This window comes from Flavobacteriales bacterium, from assembly GCA_016712535.1.
Classification (GTDB): Bacteria; Bacteroidota; Bacteroidia; order Flavobacteriales_F; family PHOS-HE28; genus PHOS-HE28.
This window is the reverse complement of sequence record JADJQW010000003.1, coordinates 706,883-733,479: the sequence shown is the minus strand read 5'-3', so window position 1 is coordinate 733,479 and position 26,597 is coordinate 706,883. Positions and strand designations below refer to the sequence as shown.

Here is a 26,597-nt window from a genome sequence, read left to right as displayed (position 1 = left end):
TGCGCGGCCTGCGACGGCAAATCCCACACGAATGAGGTCAATCCTACTCGGAAGCTTAGCTTCTTTCCTGTTCATGGCGCCCATCGCCCATTCCTCGTATGGGCAGTGCACCACCACCACCGCCACCACCTGCCAGTGCAAGGTCGCCGGGCAAACCAACTGCGATCTGCTGCCGGACATTCAGATCTCATGGTACGCCTTGGCGAACTACGCGAGCGGCCCAAGTCAGTATGCGCAGAATGCCAGCAGCGATGCTGGCCGGCTCCGCGTAAGCGGAAGCACCCCGAACCAGGGCTTCGGACCTTTGGAGGTCAGGGGAAAGAACGCTGCAAATCAGCGGACCTTCATTTGCGGGCCGGATACGGTTGTCGTGGACAGCCTACCCAACGACAACAACGGATTCACTTGCTCGAATGGCTTCGAGGCGAAACAGCGCCTCTATCAGCGCGTGTACCGGAAGCAGGGCAACACGATGACCTATACCGAGGAGCTCCGGGGCACAATGACCTATCATCCCACGCACAACCACTACCATGTGGATGATTGGACCACGATGACGCTGCGGATCGAGCAGCCCGGCGTATCCGACCCGAGGCTTTGGCCGATCGTGGCCACTGGTGCCAAGTTGGGGTTCTGCCTGATGGACCTGAGCACTTGTCCTTCGAGCTCCGGACACTGCCGGACCTCGCAGTTGTACAATCAGGGCACGGCGCTCAACAGCTCCAGCAATTTCCCGAATTATGGGCTCGGCGTCGGATACAGCTGCTCCGAGAATTTCCAGGGCATCAGCGTAGGCAAGAACGATATCTACTCAGAGGGATTGGATGGGATGTGGATCAATCTGCTTCCGGGAAACCCAGGTCTTCCCGTGCTGTGCAACGGCAATTACTGGATCGTGGCGGAAGTTGATCCTCGGGATGCGTGGCGGGAAGAGAACGAGGACAACAATTACACGATGATCCCCATTACCATCAACACCCAGAAAGCCGCTGGCAGCGGTGGTACTGGAAGCCTTTTGACGAATAAGCGCGCCCTGATCGCACAGGGTGAGACCATTACCCTGACCGCCACTCCGGGGTACAGCTATCTGTGGAGCAATGGCGCCACAACGCGGTCGATCACGGTATCGGCAGCTGGAACTTACTCGTGCACGGTTACGGCTCCTTGCGGCTCCATCGCCACACCGAGCATCACCGTGAGCGTGCTCACGGCTCCCGCTGCGCCGGTTGGGACCGGAACAACGGTGCTCACGGGAAACACGGCCGAGATATCAGCCACAGGTGCGAATGTGCGCTGGTACGATGCCCCCGCTGGCGGCAACCTCCTTGGTACCGGTAATTCATTCACTACCCCAGCACTCACGAGCACAACGAACTACTGGGCCGCAGCTGTGAATCAATCGCTCGGCTCAACAGTTTCAGCCGGAAAAGCCGACAACACGGGCGGCGGCGGCTACTTCAATGGGAAGCATTGGCTCTACTTCGATGCTTACGAGCCATTCAAGCTTGAGTCCTTCAAAGTGTACGCGAACAGCTTCGGCAAACGGCAGTTCGTCCTGCGCGACCAGCTCGGCAACCTGATCCAGGAGAAGTTCATCGAACTCGCCCCGGGCATGACTGAAGTAGTGGTGAACTGGGATGTGCCGGCGGGTGTGCAGCATGCCATCACCGCCTTCGACGACAACAGCGACGTATACCAGGATCTCTACCGGAACAACGCTGGGGTCTCTTACCCCTACTCTATTGGCTCCATGGGGGCCATCACTGGTTCGTCCGGCGGAAGCGGCGTTTACTACTTCCTCTACGACTGGCGCGTGAGCACCAACAATGTGGAAAAGGAGAGCGCGCGCACCATGGTCACCGCTACGGTTCACCAAGGAGTAAGCGCCGATGTGAGGGTGTTCTTGGATGGTCCGTACAACACGGTGTCGGGCAAGATGAACGATGGACTGCGCGCCGCCGCTCTGGTACCAGCTTCAGAACCATTCACTGCATTAGGGTTCACCCATGCAGCAGGTGGTGGTGGCGAAACAGCCACCCCGGCATTCCTGCAAACAACCGGAAACGATGCACCTGTTGATTGGGTGCTTCTCGAGTTGCGGAATTCGGGGAATCCAGCTCAGGTGGTAGCCACGCGGAGCGCACTGGTCACGCGTAGCGGTAATGTCGTCTCTGGATCCGGTGGCGTGGTCCGGTTCGGCATGCTCGACGGTACCTTCCACCTGGCCGTGCGTCATAGGAATCACCACGGATGCATGACAGCAGAACCGATTCAGCTCACCGAAGGCTCCACCGTGGTCGATTTCACTGCTCCTTCCACTCAGACCCATGGCACCAATGCTCGGAAAGCGAGCGGCAGCGTCATGACCCTGTGGTCCGGAAACGTCCATCGTGACGGCTTCCTGAAGTATGTCGGCGATGTGAACGACCGCGATCCCATCCTAGAAGCCATTGGCGGATCCGTCCCCACCAATACGGCCTCTGGATACATGATGGAGGACGTCAACCTTGATGGTTTGATAAAGTATGTCGGCGATGAGAACGATCGCGACCCCATCTTAGTGAACATCGGCGGAACGATCCCCACTGATGTGAAAGTTGAGCAATTGCCCTAAATCGCGACATTGCGCCCTCGTCCATACCCCCCGATAAGCCCCTCGTTCGAACAGTGCCCTAACCAAAACCAATGGCAACGATGAACCGGAAACGTAACGCCCTCAGGCAGCTGATGGGAGCTTGTGCCGCCTTTTTCCTCTACGCTGCACCGAGCTTCGCCCAACTCCCATCCAATGTAGACATCGACTTGGTAGAGGGGCCAGCGGCCAATCAACTTGACGTCCGCCTTCGGGCCAACGGCGCCGATTTCGGCCAGTTACTCTCCTCGTTGACATTCACCGTTCGCTGGGTCGGTACCTCTCCAGCAACACTGACCGCCGGAACCTCGCCTTGGTGCCCAGGCCCAGCCTTTCCGATAGCACCCACTACACAGGTCAACAGCGGCGGGTTCAACTACCGCACGTACAACGCGGTATCCTTGGTACCGCTGGATGATGAGGACAACGGCGGTTGCGGTGCTACCCTCACGAATGGGGCTTGGGTCACCGTGCACCGCATCAATGTGAACAACAACACGGGTTGCACGGAGTTCCAAATAGTGAACGACAGCTATACCGCTGCCAACAACAGGAACTTCTACATCTCCCTCAACGGTGTTCCAAAGACAGGCGCTATTGAACCGACGACTGCACTGCGCGGGAATTGCGCGCCTGATTGCCTCGGGGTTATCGGAGGCACTGCTTTGCCCGGCACGCCTTGCAATGACAATAACGCCTGCACAGTCAATGATGTGTACACAGGGACCGCTCCGAATTGCGGTTGCGCTGGAACTTTCCAGGACACGGACAGTGATGGCGTGTGCGATGCGAACGACCCGTGCCCGACCCAGGCCAACGTGGTGCCCGGCCAAAGCTGCAACGACGGTGATGCCTGCACGATCAACGATGTGGTGACCGCCAACTGCGGTTGCGCCGGTACCTTCCAGGACACTGATAGCGACGGCACATGCGACGCCAATGACCCTTGCCCGACCCAGGCCAACGTGGTGCCTGGCCAGAGCTGCAACGACGGTGATGCCTGCACGATCAACGATGTGGTGACCGCCAACTGCGGTTGCGCCGGTACCTTCCAGGATACCGATAGCGACGGTGTGTGCGATGCCAGCGATCCGTGCCCGACCCAGGCCAACGTGGTGCCCGGCCAGAGCTGCAACGACGGTGATGCCTGCACGATCAACGATGTGGTGACCGCCAACTGCGGTTGCGCCGGCACCTTCCAGGATACCGATAGCGACGGCACATGCGACGCCAATGACCCTTGCCCGACCCAGGCCAACGTGGTGCCTGGCCAGAGCTGCAACGACGGTGATGCCTGCACGATCAACGATGTGGTGACCGCCAACTGCGGTTGCGCCGGTACCTTCGAGGATACCGATAGCGACGGTGTGTGCGATGCCAGCGATCCGTGCCCGACCCAGGCCAACGTGGTGCCCGGCCAGAGCTGCAACGACGGTGATGCCTGCACGGTCAACGATGTGGTGACCGCCAACTGCGGTTGCGCCGGTACCTTCCAGGATACCGATAGCGACGGTGTGTGCGATGCCAGCGATCCGTGCCCGACCCAGGCCAACGTGGTGCCCGGCCAGAGCTGCAACGACGGCGATGCTTGCACGATCAACGATGTGGTGACCGCCAATTGCGGTTGCGCCGGCACCTTCCAGGATACCGATAGCGACGGCACATGCGACGCCAATGACCCCTGCCCGACCCAGGCCAACGTGGTGCCTGGCCAGAGCTGCAATGACGGTGATGCCTGCACGATCAACGATGTGGTGACCGCCAACTGCGGCTGCGCAGGCACCTTCCAGGACACCGACAGCGATGGCGTTTGCGACGCGAATGATGCCTGCCCGCTGCTGCCCGTCCTGGTGAACGGCGACCCTGCGATGACGGCAACGCGAACACCGTCAACGACGTGGTGACCAACTGCATCTGCGCGGGCACCCTGCTCGATGATGACTGCGAAGGCAACCCCGGCGGCCCTGCCCAGCCCGGAACCGCGTGCAACGACAACAACGACTGCACCATCAACGACCTGTGGGATGCCAACTGCAACTGCGCAGGCACCTTCCAAGACACCGATAGCGACGGTGTGTGCGATGCCAGCGATCCGTGCCCGACCCAGGCCAACGTGGTGCCCGGCCAGAGCTGCAACGACGGCGATGCTTGCACGATCAACGATGTGGTGACCGCCAATTGCGGTTGCGCCGGCACCTTCCAGGATACCGATAGCGACGGCACATGCGACGCCAATGACCCCTGCCCGACCCAGGCCAACGTGGTGCCTGGCCAGAGCTGCAATGACGGTGATGCCTGCACGATCAACGATGTGGTGACCGCCAACTGCGGCTGCGCAGGCACCTTCCAGGACACCGACAGCGATGGCGTGTGCGACGCGAATGACGCCTGCCCGCTGCTGCCCGTCCTGGTTAACGGCGACCCCTGCGATGACGGCAACGCGAACACCGTCAACGACGTGGTGACCAACTGCATCTGCGCGGGCACCCTGCTCGATGATGACTGCGAAGGCAACCCCGGCGGCCCTGCCCAGCCCGGAACCGCGTGCAACGACAACAACGACTGCACCATCAACGACCTGTGGGATGCCAACTGCAACTGCGCAGGCACCTTCCAGGACACCGATAGCGACGGCACCTGCGACGCCAATGACCCTTGCCCGACCCAGGCCAACGTGGTGCCCGGCCAGAGCTGCAACGACGGTGATGCTTGCACGATCAACGATGTGGTGACCGCCAACTGCGGTTGCGCCGGCACCTTCCAGGATACCGATAGCGACGGCACATGCGACGCCAATGACCCCTGCCCGACCCAGGCCAACGTGGTGCCTGGCCAGAGCTGCAATGACGGTGATGCCTGCACGATCAACGATGTGGTGACCGCCAACTGCGGCTGCGCAGGCACCTTCCAGGACACCGACAGCGATGGCGTTTGCGACGCGAATGATGCCTGCCCGCTGCTGCCCGTCCTGGTGAACGGCGACCCCTGCGATGACGGCAACGCGAACACCGTCAACGACGTGGTGACCAACTGCATCTGCGCGGGCACCCTGCTCGATGATGACTGCGAAGGCAACCCCGGCGGCCCTGCCCAGCCCGGAACCGCGTGCAACGACAACAACGACTGCACCATCAACGACCTGTGGGATGCCAACTGCAACTGCGCAGGCACCTTCCAGGACACCGATAGCGACGGTGTGTGCGATGCCAGCGATCCGTGCCCGACCCAGGCCAACGTGGTGCCCGGCCAGAGCTGCAACGACGGCGATGCTTGCACGATCAACGATGTGGTGACCGCCAATTGCGGTTGCGCCGGCACCTTCCAGGATACCGATAGCGACGGCACATGCGACGCCAATGACCCCTGCCCGACCCAGGCCAACGTGGTGCCTGGCCAGAGCTGCAATGACGGTGATGCCTGCACGATCAACGATGTGGTGACCGCCAACTGCGGCTGCGCAGGCACCTTCCAGGACACCGACAGCGATGGCGTTTGCGACGCGAATGATGCCTGCCCGCTGCTGCCCGTCCTGGTGAACGGCGACCCTGCGATGACGGCAACGCGAACACCGTCAACGACGTGGTGACCAACTGCATCTGCGCGGGCACCCTGCTCGATGATGACTGCGAAGGCAACCCCGGCGGCCCTGCCCAGCCCGGAACCGCGTGCAACGACAACAACGACTGCACCATCAACGACCTGTGGGATGCCAACTGCAACTGCGCCGGCACCTTCCAGGACACTGACAGCGATGGCGTTTGCGACGCGAACGACAATTGCGCCACTGTGCCCGGCCAAATTGGCTCGACATGCGATGATGGGAACATCGGTACCGAGAACGATGTGTTGAATGCCAGCTGCGTTTGCCAGGGCACCCCAGTCGGAGGCTGCGACTACCCGGTGAACCTGGTGATTGAAACGGATGCGAACGGAGGTGAGACCGAATGGGATATCGTCCTTCAGGGCACCGAGACCGCCGTTTGCTCCGGAGGGCCTTACACCGGGTCGAACGACGCCTTCATTGGCGAGCAATGCTGCCTCAACACCGGATGCTATGAGCTGCGCGTGTTCGATAGCGCAGGCGATGGCATGAGCTCGGGTGGATATGTGCTCAGCCTCCTCACCGGTGAACGCCTGATCGACAACCGTGACAACGGAAACGGCTTCACCGAGGTGAGCACCATCGCGAACGGCGAGGGCTTCTGCTTGCCGATCGGATCTTCGACCCTCAGTGTCACTTCCTGCGACAGGGAATGGTGGACTTCGGGTGAGTTGATCAATTTGAATCCTGAAGCGGCCGTGACCGCCGTTTGGAATGCATTCCCTGCAGGTAGCCCGGAGCGCAGCAATACCGGCTACCAGATGTGGTGGTTCGATCCCAATGGTGGATTCAGCTTCCGCCGGTATCAAAGCCACAACACCGCCAACAGCTTGCCCGCCAGCTCCATCCGGGCCTCACGGTTCGTGGTTAATGGCTGGATCGGCAATCAGCTTGAGGAAGGCGTGCTTTATAACGTCCGTGCTCGCAGCCGCGTCCTTGGCACCTACTCGGAATTCGGACCCACATGCCGGTTCCGCCTCGATGTGCAACTGGCAGAGTGCCCCCCCACTCAGCTGGTGAACATTCCCGGTCATCCGGAGTATTCCTGCGGTGTTACTCGCCAAGCACCGTCAAGCCAGAAGATCTGGGCATTCGCCCGCCCAGGTGCCGACCTCTATCAATTCGAGTTCCGCGTGCCATCTGAGGGCATCCAATTCCTGAAGACCTCGACCACGCACTGGACCAAGCTCAATTGGACAGGCGCGAACGCTCTCTTGAATGGCACGACTTACGAGGTGCGCGTGCGCATCTCCAAGAATGATGGCCTGAGCTGGTGCCCATACGGCGACGTCTGCCAAGTGACCATTGATAACAGCACAGGTGAGCTGGTGACCATTGGTTCTGAAAGCGTTGGGAACCAGAGCATGCAGGAGACCCGCATGACCGTGTGGCCAAATCCGAACCGCGGAGAGCTTCTCAACATGAGCATCGATGGCTTCACAGCCACGGATGCGGCATTCACCTTCGACCTGTACGACATGCTGGGCAACCGTGTGCTATCGACCACACGCGCCGCTCAGGAAGGATCAGTGAATGGGGTGCTTGAGCTGCCCGCGAGCCTTGGCACCGGCATCTATGTGCTGCACGTGACCGGAGCCGGAAACAGCTGGACCGAGCGCGTGGTGCTACAACGCTGATCACTGCATACCATCTGAATGAAGGGGCCGTCTCGCAAGAGACGGCCCCTTCTGCTCCTGAGCTTAATGCACCATGGTCAGCTGCTCAGGAGATGAACCGCGGCCCAACAGGATCACCTTAACGCATCGGTATCACCAATGGGGCGCCGTAGATCCTATCCTCAATCGGTCACTGGGCGATTCATGGCCCTTGAGGGGTGCTTGTAACGATGCCACCGATGAACATCCAGAACGGCATCATCGATCACGAGTGAGACCCAACACCAGCAGCCAACCGACCCTGCTTTCTCGATCCGGAGGATAGGGCGGGGAACAACAGGTCAGAAGCCGCTTCGCAACCCCGGCTACCTGATCTGCTCCTCCAGTTTCACCCAAGCCTGCACCATCCTCAATTGGCCATAGCCGAATCGCCCTTGGAAATGACCCGCCGCACCGTTCAAGCCCTCTTTCGGGTTCTCGCGCATCCAGTTGGCGATGGCCTCGCGCTCGCTCTCCAGCATCAGCTCGGCGATGTCCACTTCGCCCTCAGCGATGCCCCGCGCGAAATGGCCTTCGATGGTGCTCTTGGCCATGCTGCGCTTGGCAGCGATCTCCTCCAGCGTGAGGCCTTCCTTGTGCAGGGCGTAGGTTGTGGCGTAGGTGGCCCCTGCTGCGCGGGGCGGTGACCCGCTCCTGCCGGTGCCATCCGCAGAATCCTCAGCGTTGCGGCGACCGCGTTTACGTCCGGATTTCCCGCTGGCCTTCGGCTTGTGCGCCTCGGCCCATGCACGTGCCTCTCCGACCATCGCCGCGCGCTTCGCAGCCAGACCCTGCTCGATGTCCTTCTGCCGCCTCACCTCCACACCATTTAGGATGCACGTTGTGAGGTAGCCCACCTTGGCGATGGTGGCCACCTTCTTCATCAGCATGCCGTCGATCTCCTTCAGCGCATTGGTGTACTCCTTGGTGCGGCTCAGCATCTCTGCTTGCGCCATATGCTGGAAGAGCGCCTTCATCTGCGCATGCAGCAGCTCGCCGTAGTAGGCGCCGCCCTTCTCGATGCGCACCAGCAATTCCTCACGCTTGTCTTCGTGCAGCAGCCTGATCAACTGGCTGCGGAACTTCTGCGTGTTCTCCTCCTCGCTGCGCAGCTTCTCTTGGAAGACCTTCAAGGCGGTCTTCATGCTCTCGTCCTCGAACTGGGCGGTTTCGGGATGATCCTTCTGCGTGTAGTCCACCTTGCGCAGCATGTCGCCGAAGTCGAAGGTGCCTGCAAGCAGCTGCTTCAGGTAGTCACGCTGGCTGGCCTTCAGTTGCTGCGGAAGCGGCTCCTGCCCAAAGCCCCGGTTCGTGAAGGCCACCACGTCCTTGTCGCTGCTCACCACGCTGGGGTCGATAAGCGTGCGCAGGATCAATCCATCCAAGGAGCGCAGCCGAGAGAGCGCCACATAGACCTGCCCAGGCGCGAAGGCATGACCTACATCGATGATGGCCTTGCTGAAGGTGAGGCCCTGGCTCTTATGCACCGTGATGGCCCAAGCCAGCTTGACCGGATACTGCTCGAAGGTGCCGAGGACTTCCTCCTGTTGCTCCTTCGTGGCGGCATTCACCACATAGCGCTTATTCTCCCAGGTTTCGCGCTTCAGCTTATAGGGTTCGCCCGTATCCATGCGAACCGTGACGCCATCCTTCTCCAACACTTCCACCTTGGCAAGCTTGCCGTTGAAGTACGCCTTCTCCATGTCGTTCTTCACGAACATGACCTGCGCGCCCACCTTCAGCTCGATGCGCTCGAGCACCGGGTGCATGCTCTGCGGGAAATCGCCTTCCACCTCGGCCACGAACGCGTGCGATATGCCGGGCAATTGGGAGAGTGCGCGCTGGTTCAGCTCATCCGCCTTGTGATTGTGGGTGGTCAGGGTGATGACGCCGTCCCTTTCCTCCTTGCTGATCTCGGGCTTGTAGTGCCTGTTCAGCTCTTTGACATCCTCTTGCGTGACGGTGTTGTTGCGCAGATTGTTGAGGATATGGATGAAGTTGCCATCCTGCTGGCGGAAGATCCTGTCCAATTCGATGTGCGCGTAACCGTGCTCCTTGATCACGCGGCTCTCGAAGAAGTGCATGCTCGCGTAGTAGCGCTGCATCACGCGCAATTCATGGTCCTTCACGACGGGCGGCAGCTGGAAGAGGTCGCCGATGAGCAGCACCTGAGCGCCACCGAAGCTCTGGTATCGATTCTGCCGCACGGCGCGCATACGGAAGTCGATGGCATCGAGCAGGTCTGCGCGAAGCATGCTCACCTCGTCGATGATGAGCAGGTCCACTTCGCGCAGCACATTGCGGCGGATGGCGTTGAGCGGATGCCTCCGCGTGAGCGTGTCCTGGTCGTGGAAGGCGCCCTCGGGGATGTCGTGCGGCCGCTGCTTCTCTGGAAGGAAGGCCCCGAAGGGCAGCAGGAATTGCGAATGGATGGTGACACCCTTCGCGTTGAGCGCCGCGATGCCCGTAGGCGCCAGGATCACATAGCGCTTATGCGTGCTGGCGGCGAGTTGGTGCAGGAAGGTGGTCTTCCCGGTGCCAGCCTTGCCGGTGAGGAAGACGTGGCGGTTGGTGCTGTTGACGAAGCGTGCGGCCAACGCGGCCATCTCGGTTTCCTCGAAGACTCCCCCAGTCATCGGGCGCAAGTTCGCCTCTGAGGAATCGAGTGCGGTGAGCGAAGGGAAGGAAGCGCTCGGCGTGACTGCTGCTTCAACGGGCATCGGTTAAGGGTGAACAGAACGGCTCCGGCTTTCACTGACGGGAAAACCGTCATCCGGCACGGGTAGAAAATAGGAGCGCCGCCGTTAGAGCAGAGCTTCAGATCATCACCGACTTTTCAACGCTCCACCATGAAACGAACCACCTCGCCGCCGATCCGCATCGCATAGAGCCCGGCTCGCAGCGACGCCACATCCAAGCGGAACCGGTGCCCAGTGGCGCGATCCGAAAGCACCGAACGGCCGCTGGCATCCAGCACATCGATCACGGTACTTCCCGTGGACGTGTTAAGCATGACCTCGATGAAGGCGCCTGCTGGATTGGGGAACACCCGGAAGGACCCCGCCTCATGCTCTTCAATTCCGATTCCGATGCCGCTGATCTCCGTGAGGCCAGTGCTGGTGGCCACCCAGATATCGCCTTGCGCATCCATGGCGAGACGGCGCACGTTCGGGCCTGCAAGCCCGTCGTCTTCCTCGTACTGAGACCAGGCATTGTCGGCGTAAACGCTGACGCCTCCTTCAGTCACGAGGTAGTCCACGTACACCGCCGCCCACACCCGACCTGCATTGTCGATGAGCATATCGGTTACCGGATTCAACTCGTCGGGCGGCGGCAGCACGAAGAAGGCCTCGTGGTCAACGATGTGCGTGTTGGCGGCACTGAGCACCGAGATGCCATCGGCAGTGCCAACCCATTTCTCCTGCGCATTGCTCACCGCGATGCTGCGGATGCGGTTGCTGAGCAAGCCTTGGGTGGTGGTGATCGCCGTGAATGCAGTGCCATTGTACACCAGCACCCCGCCTAAGCCTCCGCTCAACAGCACATCGCCATTGCTGGCGAACGCCACGTGCGTAGTGCCGCCGAATGGGATGCTCGGTGAGCCGAATGCCGTGAAGGTGCTTGCGCTGAACCGCGTGGCGCCGTTGATCGTGGCCAGCCAAACATCGCCATTGGGCGCCTGTTTGATGTTCTTGATCTCGTTGTCGCTAAGGCCATTGGCCGTCGTGTAGTTGGTGAAGGTGCTGCCCTGCAGAACACTCAAGCCGAAATCGGTGCCAACCCACACGTCGCCGTTGTCAAGGACCTCGATGGCATAAGTGTCATCATTCAGGAAGGTGGGGTGCGAACCGACACTGTACGTGTTGAACGTGGTGCCGTCGAAGGAGGCGATGCCAGAGGCCGTGGCGACCCAGATCTTCCCGTCCGGAGCAACGGCAACGTCGCGCACATCGGCATTGGGAAGCCCTTGGCCGGTGCCCCAGGTGTTGAAGGTCTGCGCGTGGAGGCTAACGGTTGCAGCCAGTGCAATCAGTGAGGAAAGGTGCTTCATGGGATGATGAGGAATGGTTTGCTCAACGCGGCATCGTCGAAGGTGGCTCGCAGTGTGTAGTGCCCGGCAGCCAGGGCAAAGGTGCGCAGTTCGATCAATTGGCGGCTGGCAAGTGCAGCCGGCCCGGCCACGCGTCGGCCATCGGAACGGAACACCTCCACCACGAAGTCGCCGTCGCGATCGATGAACGCGAAGACATCGGTGCTGCCGGGGTTCGGCCAGAGCTGAAAGGAGGCATCAGGATCGAGACCGACAGTTGGCTGGTTGTAGGCCTTGAAGGTCGGGGGCATGCGAGTGAAGCCGCCGGTCGCATTGGGTGAACGGGCCCAGCTGTATATCGGGTATTGGGCTCCGTAGCCCACCTGATCCATGATGTGATCCGCATCGTAAGCCAAAGTGAGGCTCTCCCCTTCCGCATCGAGCTTGAAGCTCGCGTGGTAGTCGTCCACCCATTCGCGGTCATCGGCCCAGATGATGAGGTACTCGCCGGGCGCAAGCGTGAATGCGGGCATGTACCACTTCTGCACGTCAGCGGGATCATCACTGAGGCAAAGGCCGTTGGTCGTGATCACCGCATCACTTGCGTTGAACAGCTCGATCCAATCGCCGGTGCTCCCGGACGCATCGGGCTGCGTCCGGTTATCGGCCATCACCTCATTGATCACCAAGTCGCCGGGAGCGAGCCGCGTGAAGATGCGGTGCGTCTTGTAGGCAGCGCCGCGCGGAGAGAATTCACCGGCCGTTGCATTCTCCGCATAGATGTAGTACTCGATCAGGTTCGACTCGGCGAGGAAGGCCGCCCCATAGACGCCATCGCCCGCGGCCCCATCGCCATGCGCGCCATCGTCGAGCATCGCGATGCGTTCGAAGCTCCCGCGCTCAGCGAAGCGGTAAGCGATGATGGCGCTGTCCGCACCCGAGATCGCACTGGTGATGGTGACCGCCTCACCAACGCTGATATCCACGGGCGCGCTCTGAGGCCAGCCGATCGCAGGCTGGCCCGTGTATCCAGGCACCGTCTGCAGGTAGGCATTGCGGCTGGTCATGAGCGATGCGATGCCCGGATACGCGATGGTGAAGCTCACCGGGTCGGCCAGGTTGTCGAGGAAGCCTTGGTAGCTGTAGAACTTGTTCGTATCGGCCTGCACATGAGGTCCGATGAGGGTGCGCAGCTGCTCGGCGAGCTGATAGATGCCTCCGTCCACGAAATGTTCCTCGATGATGGCGCGGATGTGCGCGAGGTACATCCGTCGGTGCATGGGATCCTCGAACAGGCTTCGCATCAGCGGCCGCTCTGAAACGCTCACGCCGTTGAAATGGCTCAGCGGATCGATGCTCGCCGCCTGCGTCACGCTGAATCCGTTCCAATAGGTGCTCGCATCAGAGAGCCGGAATGCACCGAAACTCATGTTCATGTCCCACGGGATGGTGTTCCATAGGCCGTCGGTGTCGCGGTAGAGGTAGTAGTTCTGCGCGTAGCCCACGTAGCTGTCGAAATTGATGAGCGCGTAGTTGAGTGCATGCATCCATAGGGCGCGATCCACATTCAGCACGGTATCGATCCGCTGCGGATTCGCATTCAGCGCATCGATCAGCTCAAGCAAGTGGCCCCAGCCGTGCGCGCTCTGCATCTCATAGAGCGAATAGTACCCGGCACTGTCTGGTCCGGGGGCGTCGCTCAGGTTGCAATTGTCGCCCGTGAGGTCCACCGTGGGCGGGTTGCCTTTGACGAAGGCACCGTTATCCTCCCCGAAATGGGCCTTGAGGAAATCGTTCGACACATCCTCCGTCAGCACATAGAGGCCTTGCAGCGTGTCGTTCACGAAAACGTTGGCGTAGCTGGCCCGGGAAGCGGGCATGTAGTCGCGAGCGATCTCATAGGTGAGCACTTCGCGCAGGAACGAGGGGTCCTGGAACACGTTGCTGAGCTTGATCTTCTTCTGGCCCTGGTAATCCTGGCCGCCTATGGTGTGGTTCAGGTCGATGTTGAACGGGTTCTTCATGCGGCCTGAGCTATAGGAACTGTAGCCCTTGAACCGGACCCCGCAACCTTGCAGCACCGTGCCGTCGATGGAGACCTGGCCGGTGAGCCTGCCATTCTCGCCCTGCGTGTAGAGGTCCTCCAACTGCGATCGCCAATCCGCTTCGACGAAGGTCATGCGGATCTCATGTACAACGCCCGCGTCGAATAGATCGGACTGCGGACGCGCCTGAAGCACGGCCCCGATAGCCACGGCCAATAGAAGGATCCTGCCTCGCATCAATGCGCCACCACCAGCTTCCTCGTTTGCCGGTCGCCAGTGCCGTGTTCGAGCACAATGGTATAAACACCGCTGGGCAGGGAGCTCACATCGATGGTCCAGTCCGGAAGCTGCCGCCTCACGTTGCGGCCGCTCGCGTCAAGGACAACATACGATCGCAAGGTCTCCATGTCCACACCAGCCAGGTTCACCTGCTGGTTCGCCGGGTTGGGGAAGATATTGAAGGACTCAGCCTCCTCTTCCGTGAGCACTTCAGTCGTGATCCCGCACGGATCGTTCAGCAAGGCGATGATGCCTGGATGGTCACAGGTGTATCGGAAACCCTTCTGCGGCCCTGCATTGTACTGCCATACCAATTGATTGGAGCTGTTCACCTCGTACATGTACTGCTGCGATACCGCGCAAAAGACATTGCCGTTGGGCATGAGCTGCTGGGCGCTCTGACCGCTGGCATTGGCCAGGCACTGATGGCGGAAACCGTAAGTGGCCGGCCCCCATACGGTACCCGGTGTCCAAGGGTAGTTGTAGCCGTCCATCGCCGGGTTTATGGCATCCACTACGGACGAATTCCCGCTGCCCCCGCTATTGTTGAAAAAGGAGATCCAGCCATCCATGGTGCCGCCCACCACCCATCTGGGGTCATGCACGGCCGCTGTGATGCGCTGCGTGCCCGCGACCCCATAGTTCGCCGGTTTGCCCCAGCGGAACAGGAAATCACCTCCGCGCCCCCCATTGCCTCCGGTATGGCCGGCCGCCTCGGCGGTTGTTGTGCTGTGGTCGATGATGAAGATCTCACTGAGGTAGCGCGCGCTGAAGACGATCTGATCGAGATCCTCGTTGTAATCGATGCCGTTCTCGTGGAACCAATCGATGCCACCAGGCCCAGCCCCGCCGGAGACCGTTACGTTGATGTTCATACGGTGCGGGTTCTCCGCAATGGGCATATAGTTGGGCTTGGTCGCGTCCACATATTGGATGAAGCGATCAAGCATCTCCCATTGCCACACCACCTGAGCCGTGCTTCCCGTGGGCTGGATCTCGATGATGCGGCCAGGGTACTTGGCCGATGCGCCGGTATAGCCCAATGCCTGCAGCTCGGCTACCGTTTTCTTCACATAGGCCAACAGCAGCACATTGCCATTGGGCATCAGGCAGAGGTCGTGATGCGTGACGTGATCGGCGGTGGAATAGATGAAATCCCAAACCACCTGCCCTTGCGGATTCAGCTCCTGCACGCGGCCGCTCACCGCCGCCGTGCTGATCTGATTCCCGGTATTCACCGCGCTGCGCACCAGATTGCCGTTCGGCTTCAAGGCCATGGCATAACTGTAATTCGTGGGACAGGTCCACGTGTAGGCGATCTGCTGGTTGGCGTTGATCAGACGTGCGGTTGTCGCGTTGCTGAGGTTGTACAGCGCGAAGCCATCGAACTGGGCTGAAGCCGTGGTGGCAAAGCCGATACCAATGGCTAGGATTGAATTCCGGAGCATGAGCTAGGTGAGGAGGGTTTGGGGATGGAGACCGCCGAAAGGGAACGCCGTTTTCATGCAGGCTTCACACAAAAGTGACATTCGCTCCGATGCCGCCGTGCCCTGTTGGTTTAACCCTAGCCCATCGCCGATGAATGGGTTTCGATGAACGACCGAAATCAATGGACGAAGGATACGACCGGCCGATGGCTTCACACAGGCTCGATGGTTGACGCCGGCGTACACTTGGGCACCGCCTGCCACCAAGCAGCGGAGAATCTGCCATGTGCTACGGAGTGAAAGCGCGCACGGAGATGAGCCTTCGGATCGCGAAAAGCCGTGGGAACAAGGAAGCGGCCGATAAGCTCACCCGACTGCTGAACCCCTTCCCCGAGCTGGACCTTCACTACGCGAATGCCTTCGCGCACCCGCGCATGGTGCTTTACACCGATGCCAAGCCGCATGACCCGCAGTTGGCGTTTTGGGGCCTGGTGCCCGCTTGGGTGAAGGATTCGGACCAGCAGCGAGCAATCTGGAACCAGACGCTCAACGCACGCGGCGAGAGCATCTTCGAGAAGCCTGCATTCAGGGATTCGGCAAAAGGGCGGCGTGCCATCGTGCATGTCGAAGGCTTCTATGAGCATCATCATTTCGGCAAGAAGGCCTACCCCTTCTTCATCCACCTGAAGGACAGGCCGCATTTCGCACTGGCTGCGCTCTGGGATAGTTGGAAGGACCCCAGCGGCGGCGCCCCCATGCTCACCTTCAGCATAGTGACTTGCAAGGGCAATGATCTGCTCAAGCGCATACACAACAATCCGAAGCTCGAGGGTCCGCGGATGCCTGTGATCCTCACTGAGGAAGAAGAGGCACAGTGGCTGGCCCCGGTCCAGAACCGAGCAGATGAGGAATCCATCTTGCGGTTGATCAAGCCTTACCCCACCCAAGCCATGGCCGCCTACAGCGTGCGCCCCTTGCTCGGCAAAGAAGGAATGGGGAATTCCCCGGTCGCAAGCGAGGCATTCGTTTATCCAGATCTGATCCTCGCTGACCCGTTGGCCTGAAGCCGTCTTATTCAGCCAGCCAGTTCGCGATGATGCGGGGACCATCAGGGGTGAGCACGCTCTCCGGATGGAACTGCACTCCGCACACCCGGAATCGCGCGTGGCGCAGGGCCATCACGATGCCCTCAGCACTGCGAGCGGTCACCTGCAATTCAGCCGGCATGCATGATTCGTCGGCCGCCCAACTATGATAAAGGCCGGCTTCGAAGGGCGATGGCACTCCACGGAAGAGAGGATCGACCGGTCCCTCAACGTTGCACGGGACCGCGGCTCCGTGCATGACCCGTGCCTGATTCATCAATCGGCCGCCGCAGGCTTCCACCAAGGCTTGCATGCCCAGGCATACGCCGAGGATGGGGTGCGAGGGCATCAGAGCTTGCATCAGCGGCATGGTGATCCCCGCTTCCGATGGGAGGCCTGGCCCTGGGGAAATCACGATCCTCTCGTAGCGCGAAGCCTCACTGATGCTGATGGCGTCATTCCGCACCACATCCACCTGCGCATGCACCGCGAGCAGGTGGTGCAGGTTCCAGGTGAAGGAATCGTAGTTATCGAGGAGCAGGATACGCACGTGCCGATTGCCTGGGGATTGAAGGCGCCAACCTATGCCAGAAGCTGCTCCATAGCGCTGGTCCAGTCCACCGATAACCGTTGACGGATAGCCGCGAACGGCACAACACCGCCCCGGCCCGCCTCGTATCATTGACCGAAAGCCCTTCAAAGCATGACCGCCCGCCTTCCCGTACGCATTTGGTGGCGCCGGGCTATCTATTTCTTCCCCTTCCAGCTGCTGCTGCTGCACCTGAAGAAGAACCACTTGCTGCTCCTGGCGTGGCTGGTGCTGTTCGCCTATGTGACGGAGAGCCTTGGGGTGAAGTACGGCGTGCCCTACCTCTTCCTTTTCCCGGAGTACTTCGGCCGTGTCGATTTCTTCTCGCACCTGATCACCGGCTTCGCTTTGGGCGGATTCATCACCGCTTTCAACCTGTACAGCTACGCGATGCATGGGTACCGCTTCCCCTTCATCGCCACCATCGCCAGGCCCTTCCTCAAGTTCAACGTGAACAACGCCTTCATCCCGGCACTGTTCATACTCACCTACCTCTGGTGCGCAGCGCGCTTCCAGTACACTCAGGAATTGGTCCCGATGCCGCGTGTGGCCTTGCACCTGCTGGGATTGCTCGTGGGCGTCCTCGTCTTCTTGGGCATCGCGCTGCTCTACTTCACGCGCACGAACACCGACATCGTGAAGCTGTCCGGGAAGTCGGCCGAGGAGTACCGGCCGGAAGAGCCGCTCATGGACATTTTGGGGCCGCAGCACGAAGCCCCGCCCAAGCGGCCTCATGAGCGGCGCAAGGCCATGCGCTGGCTGCGTCGCCAGCAGCGCACGGAGAAATGGCGCGTTGAAACCTACCTCACTCCCCGCCTGCGCATCATGCTGGCCCGAAGCAGCGCGCACTACGATCAGGAGCTGCTGCGTGATGTTCTCTGGCAGAACCACATCAACGGGTCCATCTTCGAGGTGGTCCTGGTGCTCACTTTCATCCTGCTCGGCGCATTCAACAACGTTGCGCTCTTCGCCATCCCTGCTGGGGCAAGCGCCTTCCTCCTGTTCACGGTCGTGCTCATGCTCGTGAGCGCGCTCTTCAGTTGGCTGCACGGCTGGACCGGGGCTGTGATCCTGCTGGCTGTGGTGGGCCTGAACCTCGTGAGCCAGCGCACGGAACGCTTCATGTATGACACCCATGCCTATGGGCTCGACTATGAGCAGCCGCCCGCCACCTATGATCGCAATACCATCACGGTCATGGCCAACGACACGGCTGTTGCCGCACGCGATGCCCGAGCCATGCTGGCCACGCTCGAGCGATGGAAGGCGAACAACCTGCGCTTCGCCGATGCCAGCGGCAAGCCCAAGATGGTGATCATCAACACCAGCGGGGGGGGGCTGCGAAGCATGCTATGGACCTATCGCGGGCTGCAGGTGGCCGATAGCATGCTGGATGGAACGTTGATGGAACGCACTGCATTGATGACCGGCTCTTCTGGCGGGATCATTGGTGCGGCTTACTTCCGCCAGATCCAGCAGCGCGACCGGGATCAAGGCACCAAGGATCGCTTCAGTCATGCCGTGCTCGATGAGATCAGCGGTGACGTGCTCAACCCGGTGGCCTTCAGCTTCGTCACCAACGACATGTTCATCCGGTACCGCAGCGTCCGCGATGGCGATCGCCGGTACACGCTCGACCGCGCCGCAGCGTTCGAAAGGCGATTGAATGCGAACACGCGTGGCCTGCTCGACGTGCGTTTGGGTGAAATGGCAGCGGCCGAACGGGAAGCCCTCGCCCCAATGCTCGTGGTGAGCCCGACCAGCATCAACGACGGGCGCCGATTGGTGATCGCGGCGCAGAATGCCTCGTACCTCACGTCCATCACCCCGAGTGCATCGGTCCATCTTCAAAGCCAGGCTGAGGCCATTGAATTCCGCCGCCTATTCGCCGATCACAGCCCGGACAGCCTCAAGCTATCCAGCGCACTGCGCATGAGCGCCAGCTTCCCGTACATCACACCGATCACCACTTTGCCCAGCCAGCCACCCATGCGCGTGATGGACGCAGGGGTGCGGGACAATTATGGATACAGGGTAACCCTGGCTTGGCTCGCAACCTTCCGGGACTGGATCGCAGCGAACACAAGTGGTGTCGTGGTGCTGCAACTGCGCGACACTCAGAAGCAACTGGAGGTGCACCCGAGCAGCGGCTCTCTGATAGGCCGGGTACTCGACCCGATCGGAAGCGTGTACGACAACTTCGTGCGAGCACAGGACCAGGACTACGACCTCATGCTGCGCCTATTCGACCCCACAGGGGCTGCGCCAATGGAGGTGGTCGATGTGCAGCTTTGGCACGATCGATCCGAGCGCATCTCACTCAGTTGGCATCTTACGAGGGTTGAACGGGAGCGAGTGCTGCGATCAGTGCACGGACCTGGGAACCGCTTGGCGTTCGCGCGATTGTCCGAGCTCTTGGGTACGGCTAGCCCGATTGCTGAAGGTGCCAGCGCACCAGCCCGCTGAGCGGATCGCGCTCCACGCCGAGCAGTTCCATTCCATGCTCCAACAGGCAGGCTGATAGGATCTCATGGAAGCCCCAGGCCACCGATCCAGTAGCCTTCACCGCTTGGGTCTGTTCATAGGAATGAAAGGGCTTGAAGGCCTCGATGAAGGCATGGAAGCGCGCGGTGATGAGTTCCCGGACATAGGGTTCATCGGTATAAGGAGCCAATCGCCCCGCGTAAGAAGCCAGCGCACGCGACGGGAATGGAGAACGGTGAACGGCATCCAGCACGTCCGCCAAGACAGGCCCATGGAGGCCGAAGAGCTGAACGCGCAGATCCTCCGGCATCCGTCGGTAAAAGGCATCCTGGAGCATCGTCTTCCCGATGTCTGCGCCGCTGCCTTCGTCACCTAGCACAAAGCCCAAGGAAGGCAGGGATTGGTGCAGATGCGCACCATCCCACCAACCCACGCTCGATCCGGTTCCCAGCACCAGCACCAAACCCTGTCCGCTACCCCAGAGCCCCCGTGCCGCTCCTTCCAGATCCGTATGCACGATGATCTCGGCCGATGGCCAAATCTGGCGCAATGCCGCTTGCATGATGGCCGCTCGTTCCGCAGAGCCGCAGCCCGCACCGTAAGCAAGCACCTGCCGCGCGGCAAGGGCCGATGGCAGCCTCTGGGTGAGGTAATCGCGAACGCCTGTTCCGAAGCGCTCAGCATCGCCGCTCAAGGGATTGAAGCCGGGCATCGACTCGCCAGCCAATGGCAGCATCGAAACTGGTGCCTGGCCATCAACAAGCGCCCAGCGGCTCGAACTGCCTCCGATCTCAGCGATGAGCAGTGACATGCGGCAAAGTTCGGCCTCCCCGCATCAAGCCCCTTCGTTGAATAGGAAGTGGTTGGGGCTGGCCATGCCATTCTTCACCGCGTAGAGCACCAGGGCCGCTGTGCTGTTCACGCCCAGCTTCTGCATGATGTTCTTCCGGTGGGTGACCACGGTATGGGCGCTGAGGTTCAATTGGTCTGCGATGCGCGTATAGGATTTCCCTTCAGCGATGAGGCCGATGATCTCGCATTCCCGGTTGCTCAACGTCACCGGTGCGCATGACAAGGGCTCGGCAACGAACCGATCCACATCGTGCCCGGCTCTGCGCAAGGCATCCAGCACCTTTCCGCAGAAGAAGCGCTGGCCCATGGCGGTGCATCTCAAGGCATCGCGTATCTCCTGAAGGTCGCAATCCTTCTTCACATAGCTTGTGGCGCCGGCCTTCACGGCGTTCATGAGCACGACCGGCGTTGGCTCCGGGGTGATCGCCACGAACCGGGTCCGCGGGGAGCGCTTGATCCCCTCCCGGATATCGCGAGCCGCGAAACCCTCGGAAGTGTGATCGATCAAGGTCACATCCGGCCGGTGCCGCACAAGCAGCGCTTTCAGCGCAATAGGATCCCGCGCCGAGCCCACCAACTCCACATCCTCGGCCGCCTCGAATAAGCCTCGCATCCCTATCAAGGCCAATTCACCATGATCCGCAAGAAGCAACTTCACCCTTCTCATCCGTTCTTTGGAATCATTCCAGATTGGTTGCGAATGTACCCCCCGCTCCCAATGCACCCGTCCTGCGATATGCACACGTGTTAGTTCACGTTGCGTTCAGGCACGCTGTAACGTGCACCATCTTCGCTGATACGTGCCCCCGGGTAGATTGAGACCGCCTCATTCAACAGTTCAACGCTGCTCTTGTACCGAGAGCTGAAGTGACCGAGCAATAAGGCGTGCGCACCGGCATCGCGCGCCATGGTGGCGGCATCTGCGGCGGTGCTGTGCATGGTTTCCTTGGCGCGTTTGGCCAATTGCCGGGTGAAGGTGGCCTCGTGGTAGAGCAGGTCGACGCCTGCGAGGAAGGGGATGAGCTCCGGCGCATACGCTGTATCGGAGCAATAGGCATAACGCCGGGAAGGCGCTGGTGGATTAGTCAGCGAATGGTTGGGAATCACCGTCCCATCATCCATGGCGAGGTCCTCTCCGGCTTTGATTCGGTTGCGCATGAACGGCGGAACGAGAGGCACCTTGGATTCGATCAAGGAGCGAAGGGCCGGGGTTTCGGTGAATACGAATCCTGTGCACGGGATTCTGTGCCGAAGCGCCAACAAGGTCACGACCACATGCGAATCGGCCCAAGCCAAGGACCCGCTGCTGGGTTCAAGCGGATGGAAGGCGAGCGGATAGCGCAAATAGGTCTGTGAAGCGCGCAACTGCACATCGATGATCTCCTTCAGCGGATTCGGGCCATGCACATGCAGTTCGCGGGTTCGGCCCATGAGGTGCATGCTGCTGATCAGGCCCATGAGGCCGAGGTAATGATCGCCATGCAGGTGACTGATGAAGATGTGTCCGATCCGGTTGAAAGGCGCTCCCGCTGTTCGCAGGCGCTCCTGGGTCCCTTCGCCGCAATCAATCAAGTAGTGCTCACCATGCACGATGAGCAACTGGGCTGTCGGGAATCGCCCACGGGCCGGCAGTGCGGCACCCGTGCCTAAGGTGATCAGGTCAAATTGGCGATGTGCCATGGAAAGCAAGAAGGCCCCACGGGGGCCTTCTCAAGTTGTCAGCTGTTGAAGCGGCTCATCGGCTCACCATCATCCGGCCGGTGAAGCTGCTCCGACCGCTCTCCACCTTGTACAGATATACTCCTTCCTGCAGGGTGCCCGACTCATAAGGGATTCGATTCAGGCCGGCTTTGCCTTGGGTTCGATAGCCCCATAGCTCTTCTCCTAGCAGGGTGAACACCCGCACCTTGACTTCAGCCGAGCGGTCCAAGCTGAATTCGATGTTCGTTCGGGCGCTGAAGGGATTTGGGGCATTATGAACCCCGCTGACCGTGGCCATGCCGATATCGGCCACTCCCACGTTGTTCGGGGCAATGATGATCCTGTACCCCGTGAAATCAATCGGGTAAGGAACAGCAGAACCGAAAAGGGTGAAGTACCCGGTTACTTGCAAGGTGAGCGGGAAATCACCGGCTTCGGTGGGAGTCCCTTGGATGACCCCGCACCCGAGAACCGATGGCAGATAAGTGCACGGTGCAGGTGTTTGAGAGGCACAGCCGACGGTGAGCCCGGCAGGCAGTCCCGTCACGCCATCGAATGCGATGCTATCAATCGTAACCGCAGGGAAGGTCGGATCGATGTCCTGTGCATTGACCGGGACGATCAGATTCAAATCCTGGCTATATGGTATATCCACCATGCCATCGACGAAGTTCTCCGTGGTATCAGGCCATACGCCATAGACGCTATCAGCGTACAACGGATTGGGCGTACACGGCTGGGCGAGCGCCGAAGCGCTTAGTAAGAGCGAATGCAGCGGTGAGTAATGCGTTCTTCATGCGTTCCATTCAGTCTTTGTTCACGTCCTTCTCGATCTCCTCCATGTAGAGCAGGTCAACTGCCTCGGCAACCGTGGGTGTTACGGAGAGCACACTCTCGAGTTGCGAGATCTGGACCAGCTTCTGAACAGGCTCCTGCAAACCGCACACCACCAAGCCACCATTAACGCTCTTGCACAAACGGTTGGCCACAAGCAAGGCGCTAAGGCCGGAAGAGTCGCAATAGCGGGTCGCCGCAAGGTCAATGACCACATTCCGCACCCCCGTCTTGTTCAGGTATACGAGTTCGCTCTTCAACTCAGGTGCACAGGTGGTATCCAGCTTATCGACGTTACTGGTTACGAGCGTATAGCGCCCTTTGTCCTCAATGGTGAAGTTCATGGTGCGATGGTCTCCGGCCAAATATAGGCAGCGGCATCCGGCTGCCGGGAATGATCGCCCTTTGCCACTTTCAAACAGCTGTGCGTGGGATACGCGCCGCAAGCAGGTACAGGACCGCCATGCGGATTGCAACCCCGTTCTCGACTTGATCAAGAATGATGCTATTCGCGTGGTCAGCGACTTCACTCGTGACCTCTACCCCGCGATTGATCGGGCCAGGATGCATGACCACCACTTCCTTGCCGATCCGGCGGTAGCGGGGCAGGTTGAGACCATAGAGCATGGCGTACTCGCGCAGGCTCGGGAAGCTCGCGATACCATCGCCTCCCTGGCGTTCGAGCTGGATGCGGAGCATATTGGCCACGTCGCACCAGCCCAAGCCGCTGTCAAGGTCATCCACGAACCGCACACCAAGGGCCCGGATATGGCGCGGCATCAACGTGCGCGGTCCGCAGAGCATCACCTCTGCACCGAGCTTCTGGAGGCAGAAGATGTTGCTGAGCGCAACGCGGCTGTGGAGGATATCGCCCACGATGAGCACCTTCACCCCTTTCACCCTTCCAAGCTTCTCGCGGATGCTGTAGGCATCCAGCAAAGCTTGCGTAGGATGCTCATGGGTTCCATCGCCGGCATTCAGGATCCGAGCCCGTGCATGCCGGGCCAAGAACATGGCCGCGCCGGGGTCCGGGTGGCGCATGACCACCATATCCACCTTCATCGCCAGGATATTGTTCACCGTATCGATAAGGGTCTCGCCCTTGCTGACACTGCTGCCGCTGCTGCTGAAGTTGACCACATCGGCGCTCAATCGCTTCTCGGCGAGCTCAAAGCTCACGCGCGTGCGTGTGCTGCTCTCGAAGAACAGGTTGGCGATAGTGATGTCCCGCAGGCTGGGAACCTTCTTGATAGGGCGCCCGAGCACCTCCTTGAAACCGTCGGCGGTGCGGAAGATCAGATCGATATCGGCCCGTGAAAGCTCCTTGATCCCAAGCAGATGATCGACGCTCAGCGACTCGCTGCCCAGCGCATTCCGATTGGTGTTGACGGGGCTCATTGGTCAGCGATGGATCCCTTGGAAACGGAGGTTCCGATTTCCGCATCGGAAGTGTGCAGCAAGACCCGATCCTGACCTTCAATTTCCCTCCATGCCACGGTGACCCGCTGGTCGCCGATGCTATCCACCCATTTGCCAACGTAATCAGGCTGAATAGGCAGCTCACGGCTGAACCGGCGGTCGATGAGCACCAACAGGCTCACGCTGGTTGGCCGTCCGAAAGCGAGCATCGCATCGAGTCCGGCGCGTATGGTGCGTCCTGTGTAGAGCACATCGTCCACGAGCACCACGCGACGGCCGTCCAGATCGAAGGAAATGTCCGTCGCGTTCGGAGCCGGCAGCGTGCGGCGCTGCCTGAAATCATCACGATGGAACGTGATGTCGAGCTCTCCGTACGCCAAGAATTCCTTGCCGATGATGGAAAACAACTCGGAGCGGAGCCTTCTTGCCAAAAGCACCCCGCGAGGCTGAAGGCCGATCAAGGCGACCCCATTCAGGTCACCATAATCCTCAATCAGCTGATGGCAAAGCCGGGTAATCGTCAGGCCGAAGGCCTTGCTCGCCAAGAGTGTCGCCGGCCGCATGCGTGGCCGAAGATAGCGGGCGGCATTCTTCAGCACGGGTGCAACGCGCAGGAGTACCATTGCCAAGCCCCGAACGACAGCCAGCGAATGCGCAGGAATCAGACCTTCGCGGCATGCGATTGCTCCTGCTTCCCTTAGGCCTTGCGTGCGCACTGGACCCTGGTGCCGTGCGTGCGCAGCAACATGACCTCGTCGGCTATTGGCATAATTGGAACGATGGCAGCGCTCCGTACTTGGCGCTCTCCCAGATTGACGACCGCTACACCGTGATTGACGTCGCCTTCGCTGAACCGGTACCAGGTACAAGCCACCTGATGGCCTTTTACCCTAGCGGAACGCCTCAATCGATTTTCATCGCCGAGGTGGCGGCCTTGCGTGCGCAGGGCAAGAAGGTGCTCATCAGCATTGGCGGCGCGAATGCCTCTGTGCATCTCGATTCAGACCAGGAACGGGATGAATTCGTGAGCAGCATGCTCGCAATCCTCGGCACCTATGGCTTCAATGGGATCGATATCGACCTGGAAGGCAGCTCAGTCGCCATCACTGGAGGCACAATCGGGACCCCTGCCGATGCCACCATCCTTCGTCTCATCAACGCCATCAATGCCATCGCTGATGCTTTTGAAGCATCGACCGGCGCTCCGATGATGCTCACGATGGCTCCCGAGACCGCGTACGTGCAAGGCGGCCAGAGCGCATACGGTGGGATCTGGGGAGCTTATCTGCCGGTGATCGATGCGCTCCGTGACAGAATCGACATCCTCCATGTGCAGCTGTACAACAGCGGAAGCATGTATGGCATCGATGGCGGAATCTACACGCAAGGCACCGTGGACTTCATCGTGAGCCAGACTGAGGCCGTGCTGCAAGGCTTCGGCACCGTAGGCGGTTCCTTCGCCCCGCTCCCTGCGGAGAAGGTCGCCATTGGCCTGCCTGCGTGCCCTTCTGCGGCGGGTGGCGGCTATGTGAGTCCTGCAGTGCTGGCAGCTGCAGTGGGTTACCTGCGCGGCGCCGGGCCTCAACCAGGGCAATACCAGCTCTTGTCCGCCTACCCCGACTTGCGCGGCTTGATGACCTGGAGCATCAATTGGGATGCTGCGCCGGGATGCGCAGCAGCATACGAGTTCGCGGACTCTTATGAAGAAATCTTCGAACTGAGCACGAGCTTCAATGATGCGGTAGTCCCGATCAGGGCCGCCATCGTCGAAGATGGCGATCTCATCGTTCCCGACCTCGTGGAGCAGAGCGCGCTCAGCCTTTTCGATTCCATGGGCAGGCTATGCGCCAATATGGTGCTGCAGGGCGGAAGGGCGAGATTGCCCTCGAACCTCCCACCGGGCATTTACACCATCGTGCTGACTGATTCCAGCGTGACGCCGATGCGTGTGCTCGTGCCTTGAT

19 protein-coding genes are annotated in these 26,597 nt (G+C 60.4%); 7 read left to right on the top strand and 12 right to left on the bottom strand.

Translation table 11 applies throughout. The features are described 5' to 3' along the window. Window positions 1-73: 73 nt before the first annotated feature. From IPK70_13405 to IPK70_13390, 4 genes are all read left to right on the top strand, one after another. The gene (locus IPK70_13405; protein MBK8228155.1) at window positions 74-2,614 is read left to right on the top strand and encodes a hypothetical protein; all 2,541 of its coding nucleotides are present in this window, start codon (window positions 74-76) and stop codon (window positions 2,612-2,614) included. A gap of 80 nt (window positions 2,615-2,694) precedes the next feature. Further along, a complete protein-coding gene (locus tag IPK70_13400; protein MBK8228154.1) occupies window positions 2,695-4,536 on the top strand; it encodes a hypothetical protein in 1,842 nt (613 codons plus the stop codon). Beyond that, window positions 4,533-6,218, top strand: a complete 1,686-nt coding sequence (locus tag IPK70_13395) for a hypothetical protein (GenBank protein ID MBK8228153.1) — start codon at window positions 4,533-4,535, stop codon at window positions 6,216-6,218. The genes IPK70_13400 and IPK70_13395 overlap by 4 nt, the downstream gene beginning before the upstream one ends. After that, window positions 6,215-7,870: a T9SS type A sorting domain-containing protein gene (locus IPK70_13390; GenBank protein MBK8228152.1), complete on the top strand. Its 1,656-nt coding sequence runs from the start codon at window positions 6,215-6,217 to the stop codon at window positions 7,868-7,870. The genes IPK70_13395 and IPK70_13390 overlap by 4 nt, the downstream gene beginning before the upstream one ends. 344 nt (window positions 7,871-8,214) lie before the next feature. Here IPK70_13390 and IPK70_13385 read toward each other — a convergent pair whose 3' ends face one another. The 4 genes from IPK70_13385 to IPK70_13370 all read right to left on the bottom strand — a co-directional run bounded on the left by IPK70_13385 (window position 8,215) and on the right by IPK70_13370 (window position 15,690). After that, entirely contained in the window at window positions 8,215-10,494 is a 2,280-nt protein-coding gene (locus IPK70_13385) for an AAA family ATPase (protein MBK8228151.1), read from the bottom strand. 230 nt (window positions 10,495-10,724) lie between these two features. After that, on the bottom strand, window positions 10,725-11,939 hold the full coding sequence (locus IPK70_13380; protein ID MBK8228150.1) for a T9SS type A sorting domain-containing protein: 1,215 nt from the start codon (window positions 11,937-11,939) through the stop codon (window positions 10,725-10,727). After that, complete coding sequence (locus IPK70_13375; protein ID MBK8228149.1) at window positions 11,936-14,200, bottom strand: CotH kinase family protein; 2,265 nt, start codon at window positions 14,198-14,200, stop codon at window positions 11,936-11,938. The genes IPK70_13380 and IPK70_13375 overlap by 4 nt, the downstream gene beginning before the upstream one ends. Then, window positions 14,200-15,690: an aryl-sulfate sulfotransferase gene (locus tag IPK70_13370; protein MBK8228148.1), complete on the bottom strand. Its 1,491-nt coding sequence runs from the start codon at window positions 15,688-15,690 to the stop codon at window positions 14,200-14,202. Before IPK70_13370 ends, IPK70_13375 begins: the two co-directional genes overlap by 1 nt. Before the next feature lie 263 nt (window positions 15,691-15,953). On the opposite strand from IPK70_13370, the gene IPK70_13365 reads away from it, so the two are divergent. Next, window positions 15,954-16,733: an SOS response-associated peptidase gene (locus IPK70_13365; GenBank protein MBK8228147.1), complete on the top strand. Its 780-nt coding sequence runs from the start codon at window positions 15,954-15,956 to the stop codon at window positions 16,731-16,733. A gap of 7 nt (window positions 16,734-16,740) precedes the next feature. Here IPK70_13365 and IPK70_13360 read toward each other — a convergent pair whose 3' ends face one another. Next, window positions 16,741-17,304: an aminodeoxychorismate/anthranilate synthase component II gene (locus tag IPK70_13360; GenBank protein MBK8228146.1), complete on the bottom strand. Its 564-nt coding sequence runs from the start codon at window positions 17,302-17,304 to the stop codon at window positions 16,741-16,743. A 153-nt stretch (window positions 17,305-17,457) separates the two neighbouring features. Here IPK70_13360 and IPK70_13355 point away from each other — a divergent pair, with 153 nt between their 5' ends. Beyond that, window positions 17,458-19,809: a patatin-like phospholipase family protein gene (locus tag IPK70_13355; GenBank protein MBK8228145.1), complete on the top strand. Its 2,352-nt coding sequence runs from the start codon at window positions 17,458-17,460 to the stop codon at window positions 19,807-19,809. Here the strand turns inward: IPK70_13355 and IPK70_13350 are convergent. The 7 genes from IPK70_13350 to pyrR all read right to left on the bottom strand — a co-directional run bounded on the left by IPK70_13350 (window position 19,769) and on the right by pyrR (window position 25,196). Continuing rightward, window positions 19,769-20,638, bottom strand: a complete 870-nt coding sequence (locus tag IPK70_13350; GenBank protein MBK8228144.1) for a hypothetical protein — start codon at window positions 20,636-20,638, stop codon at window positions 19,769-19,771. The two genes, IPK70_13355 and IPK70_13350, sit on opposite strands and share 41 nt — an antisense overlap. Window positions 20,639-20,662: 24 nt before the next feature. Beyond that, window positions 20,663-21,292 (bottom strand): response regulator transcription factor, encoded by a 630-nt coding sequence (locus IPK70_13345; GenBank protein MBK8228143.1) that lies wholly within the window; start codon window positions 21,290-21,292, stop codon window positions 20,663-20,665. 134 nt (window positions 21,293-21,426) lie between these two features. Further along, window positions 21,427-22,359 (bottom strand): ribonuclease Z, encoded by a 933-nt coding sequence (locus tag IPK70_13340; GenBank protein MBK8228142.1) that lies wholly within the window; start codon window positions 22,357-22,359, stop codon window positions 21,427-21,429. 55 nt (window positions 22,360-22,414) lie between these two features. After that, on the bottom strand, window positions 22,415-23,098 hold the full coding sequence (locus tag IPK70_13335; protein ID MBK8228141.1) for a T9SS type A sorting domain-containing protein: 684 nt from the start codon (window positions 23,096-23,098) through the stop codon (window positions 22,415-22,417). 88 nt (window positions 23,099-23,186) lie between these two features. Then, window positions 23,187-23,558 carry an STAS domain-containing protein gene (locus IPK70_13330; protein ID MBK8228140.1) on the bottom strand — a complete coding sequence of 124 codons (372 nt, stop codon included), beginning with the start codon at window positions 23,556-23,558 and terminating at the stop codon, window positions 23,187-23,189. A 70-nt stretch (window positions 23,559-23,628) separates the two neighbouring features. Further along, on the bottom strand, window positions 23,629-24,612 hold the full coding sequence (locus IPK70_13325; GenBank protein ID MBK8228139.1) for an aspartate carbamoyltransferase catalytic subunit: 984 nt from the start codon (window positions 24,610-24,612) through the stop codon (window positions 23,629-23,631). Then, window positions 24,609-25,196 carry a bifunctional pyr operon transcriptional regulator/uracil phosphoribosyltransferase PyrR gene (pyrR, locus tag IPK70_13320; GenBank protein ID MBK8228138.1) on the bottom strand — a complete coding sequence of 196 codons (588 nt, stop codon included), beginning with the start codon at window positions 25,194-25,196 and terminating at the stop codon, window positions 24,609-24,611. The genes IPK70_13325 and pyrR overlap by 4 nt, the downstream gene beginning before the upstream one ends. A gap of 113 nt (window positions 25,197-25,309) precedes the next feature. On the opposite strand from pyrR, the gene IPK70_13315 reads away from it, so the two are divergent. Then, entirely contained in the window at window positions 25,310-26,596 is a 1,287-nt protein-coding gene (locus IPK70_13315; protein MBK8228137.1) for a chitinase, read from the top strand. Window position 26,597 lies beyond the last annotated feature (1 nt).

Coding starts and splice junctions, on each gene's coding strand:
- IPK70_13405 (MBK8228155.1), top strand. CDS start 74: ATGGCGCCCATCGCCCATTCCTCGTATGGGCAGTGCACCACCACCACC.
- IPK70_13400 (MBK8228154.1), top strand. CDS start 2,695: ATGAACCGGAAACGTAACGCCCTCAGGCAGCTGATGGGAGCTTGTGCC.
- IPK70_13385 (MBK8228151.1), bottom strand. CDS start 10,494: ATGGCCGCGTTGGCCGCACGCTTCGTCAACAGCACCAACCGCCACGTC.
- IPK70_13380 (MBK8228150.1), bottom strand. CDS start 11,939: ATGAAGCACCTTTCCTCACTGATTGCACTGGCTGCAACCGTTAGCCTC.
- IPK70_13375 (MBK8228149.1), bottom strand. CDS start 14,200: ATGCGAGGCAGGATCCTTCTATTGGCCGTGGCTATCGGGGCCGTGCTT.
- IPK70_13370 (MBK8228148.1), bottom strand. CDS start 15,690: ATGCTCCGGAATTCAATCCTAGCCATTGGTATCGGCTTTGCCACCACG.
- IPK70_13365 (MBK8228147.1), top strand. CDS start 15,954: ATGTGCTACGGAGTGAAAGCGCGCACGGAGATGAGCCTTCGGATCGCG.
- IPK70_13355 (MBK8228145.1), top strand. CDS start 17,458: ATGACCGCCCGCCTTCCCGTACGCATTTGGTGGCGCCGGGCTATCTAT.
- IPK70_13350 (MBK8228144.1), bottom strand. CDS start 20,638: ATGTCACTGCTCATCGCTGAGATCGGAGGCAGTTCGAGCCGCTGGGCG.
- IPK70_13345 (MBK8228143.1), bottom strand. CDS start 21,292: ATGCGAGGCTTATTCGAGGCGGCCGAGGATGTGGAGTTGGTGGGCTCG.
- IPK70_13340 (MBK8228142.1), bottom strand. CDS start 22,359: ATGGCACATCGCCAATTTGACCTGATCACCTTAGGCACGGGTGCCGCA.
- IPK70_13330 (MBK8228140.1), bottom strand. CDS start 23,558: ATGAACTTCACCATTGAGGACAAAGGGCGCTATACGCTCGTAACCAGT.
- IPK70_13325 (MBK8228139.1), bottom strand. CDS start 24,612: ATGAGCCCCGTCAACACCAATCGGAATGCGCTGGGCAGCGAGTCGCTG.
- pyrR (MBK8228138.1), bottom strand. CDS start 25,196: ATGCGGCCGGCGACACTCTTGGCGAGCAAGGCCTTCGGCCTGACGATT.
- IPK70_13315 (MBK8228137.1), top strand. CDS start 25,310: ATGCGATTGCTCCTGCTTCCCTTAGGCCTTGCGTGCGCACTGGACCCT.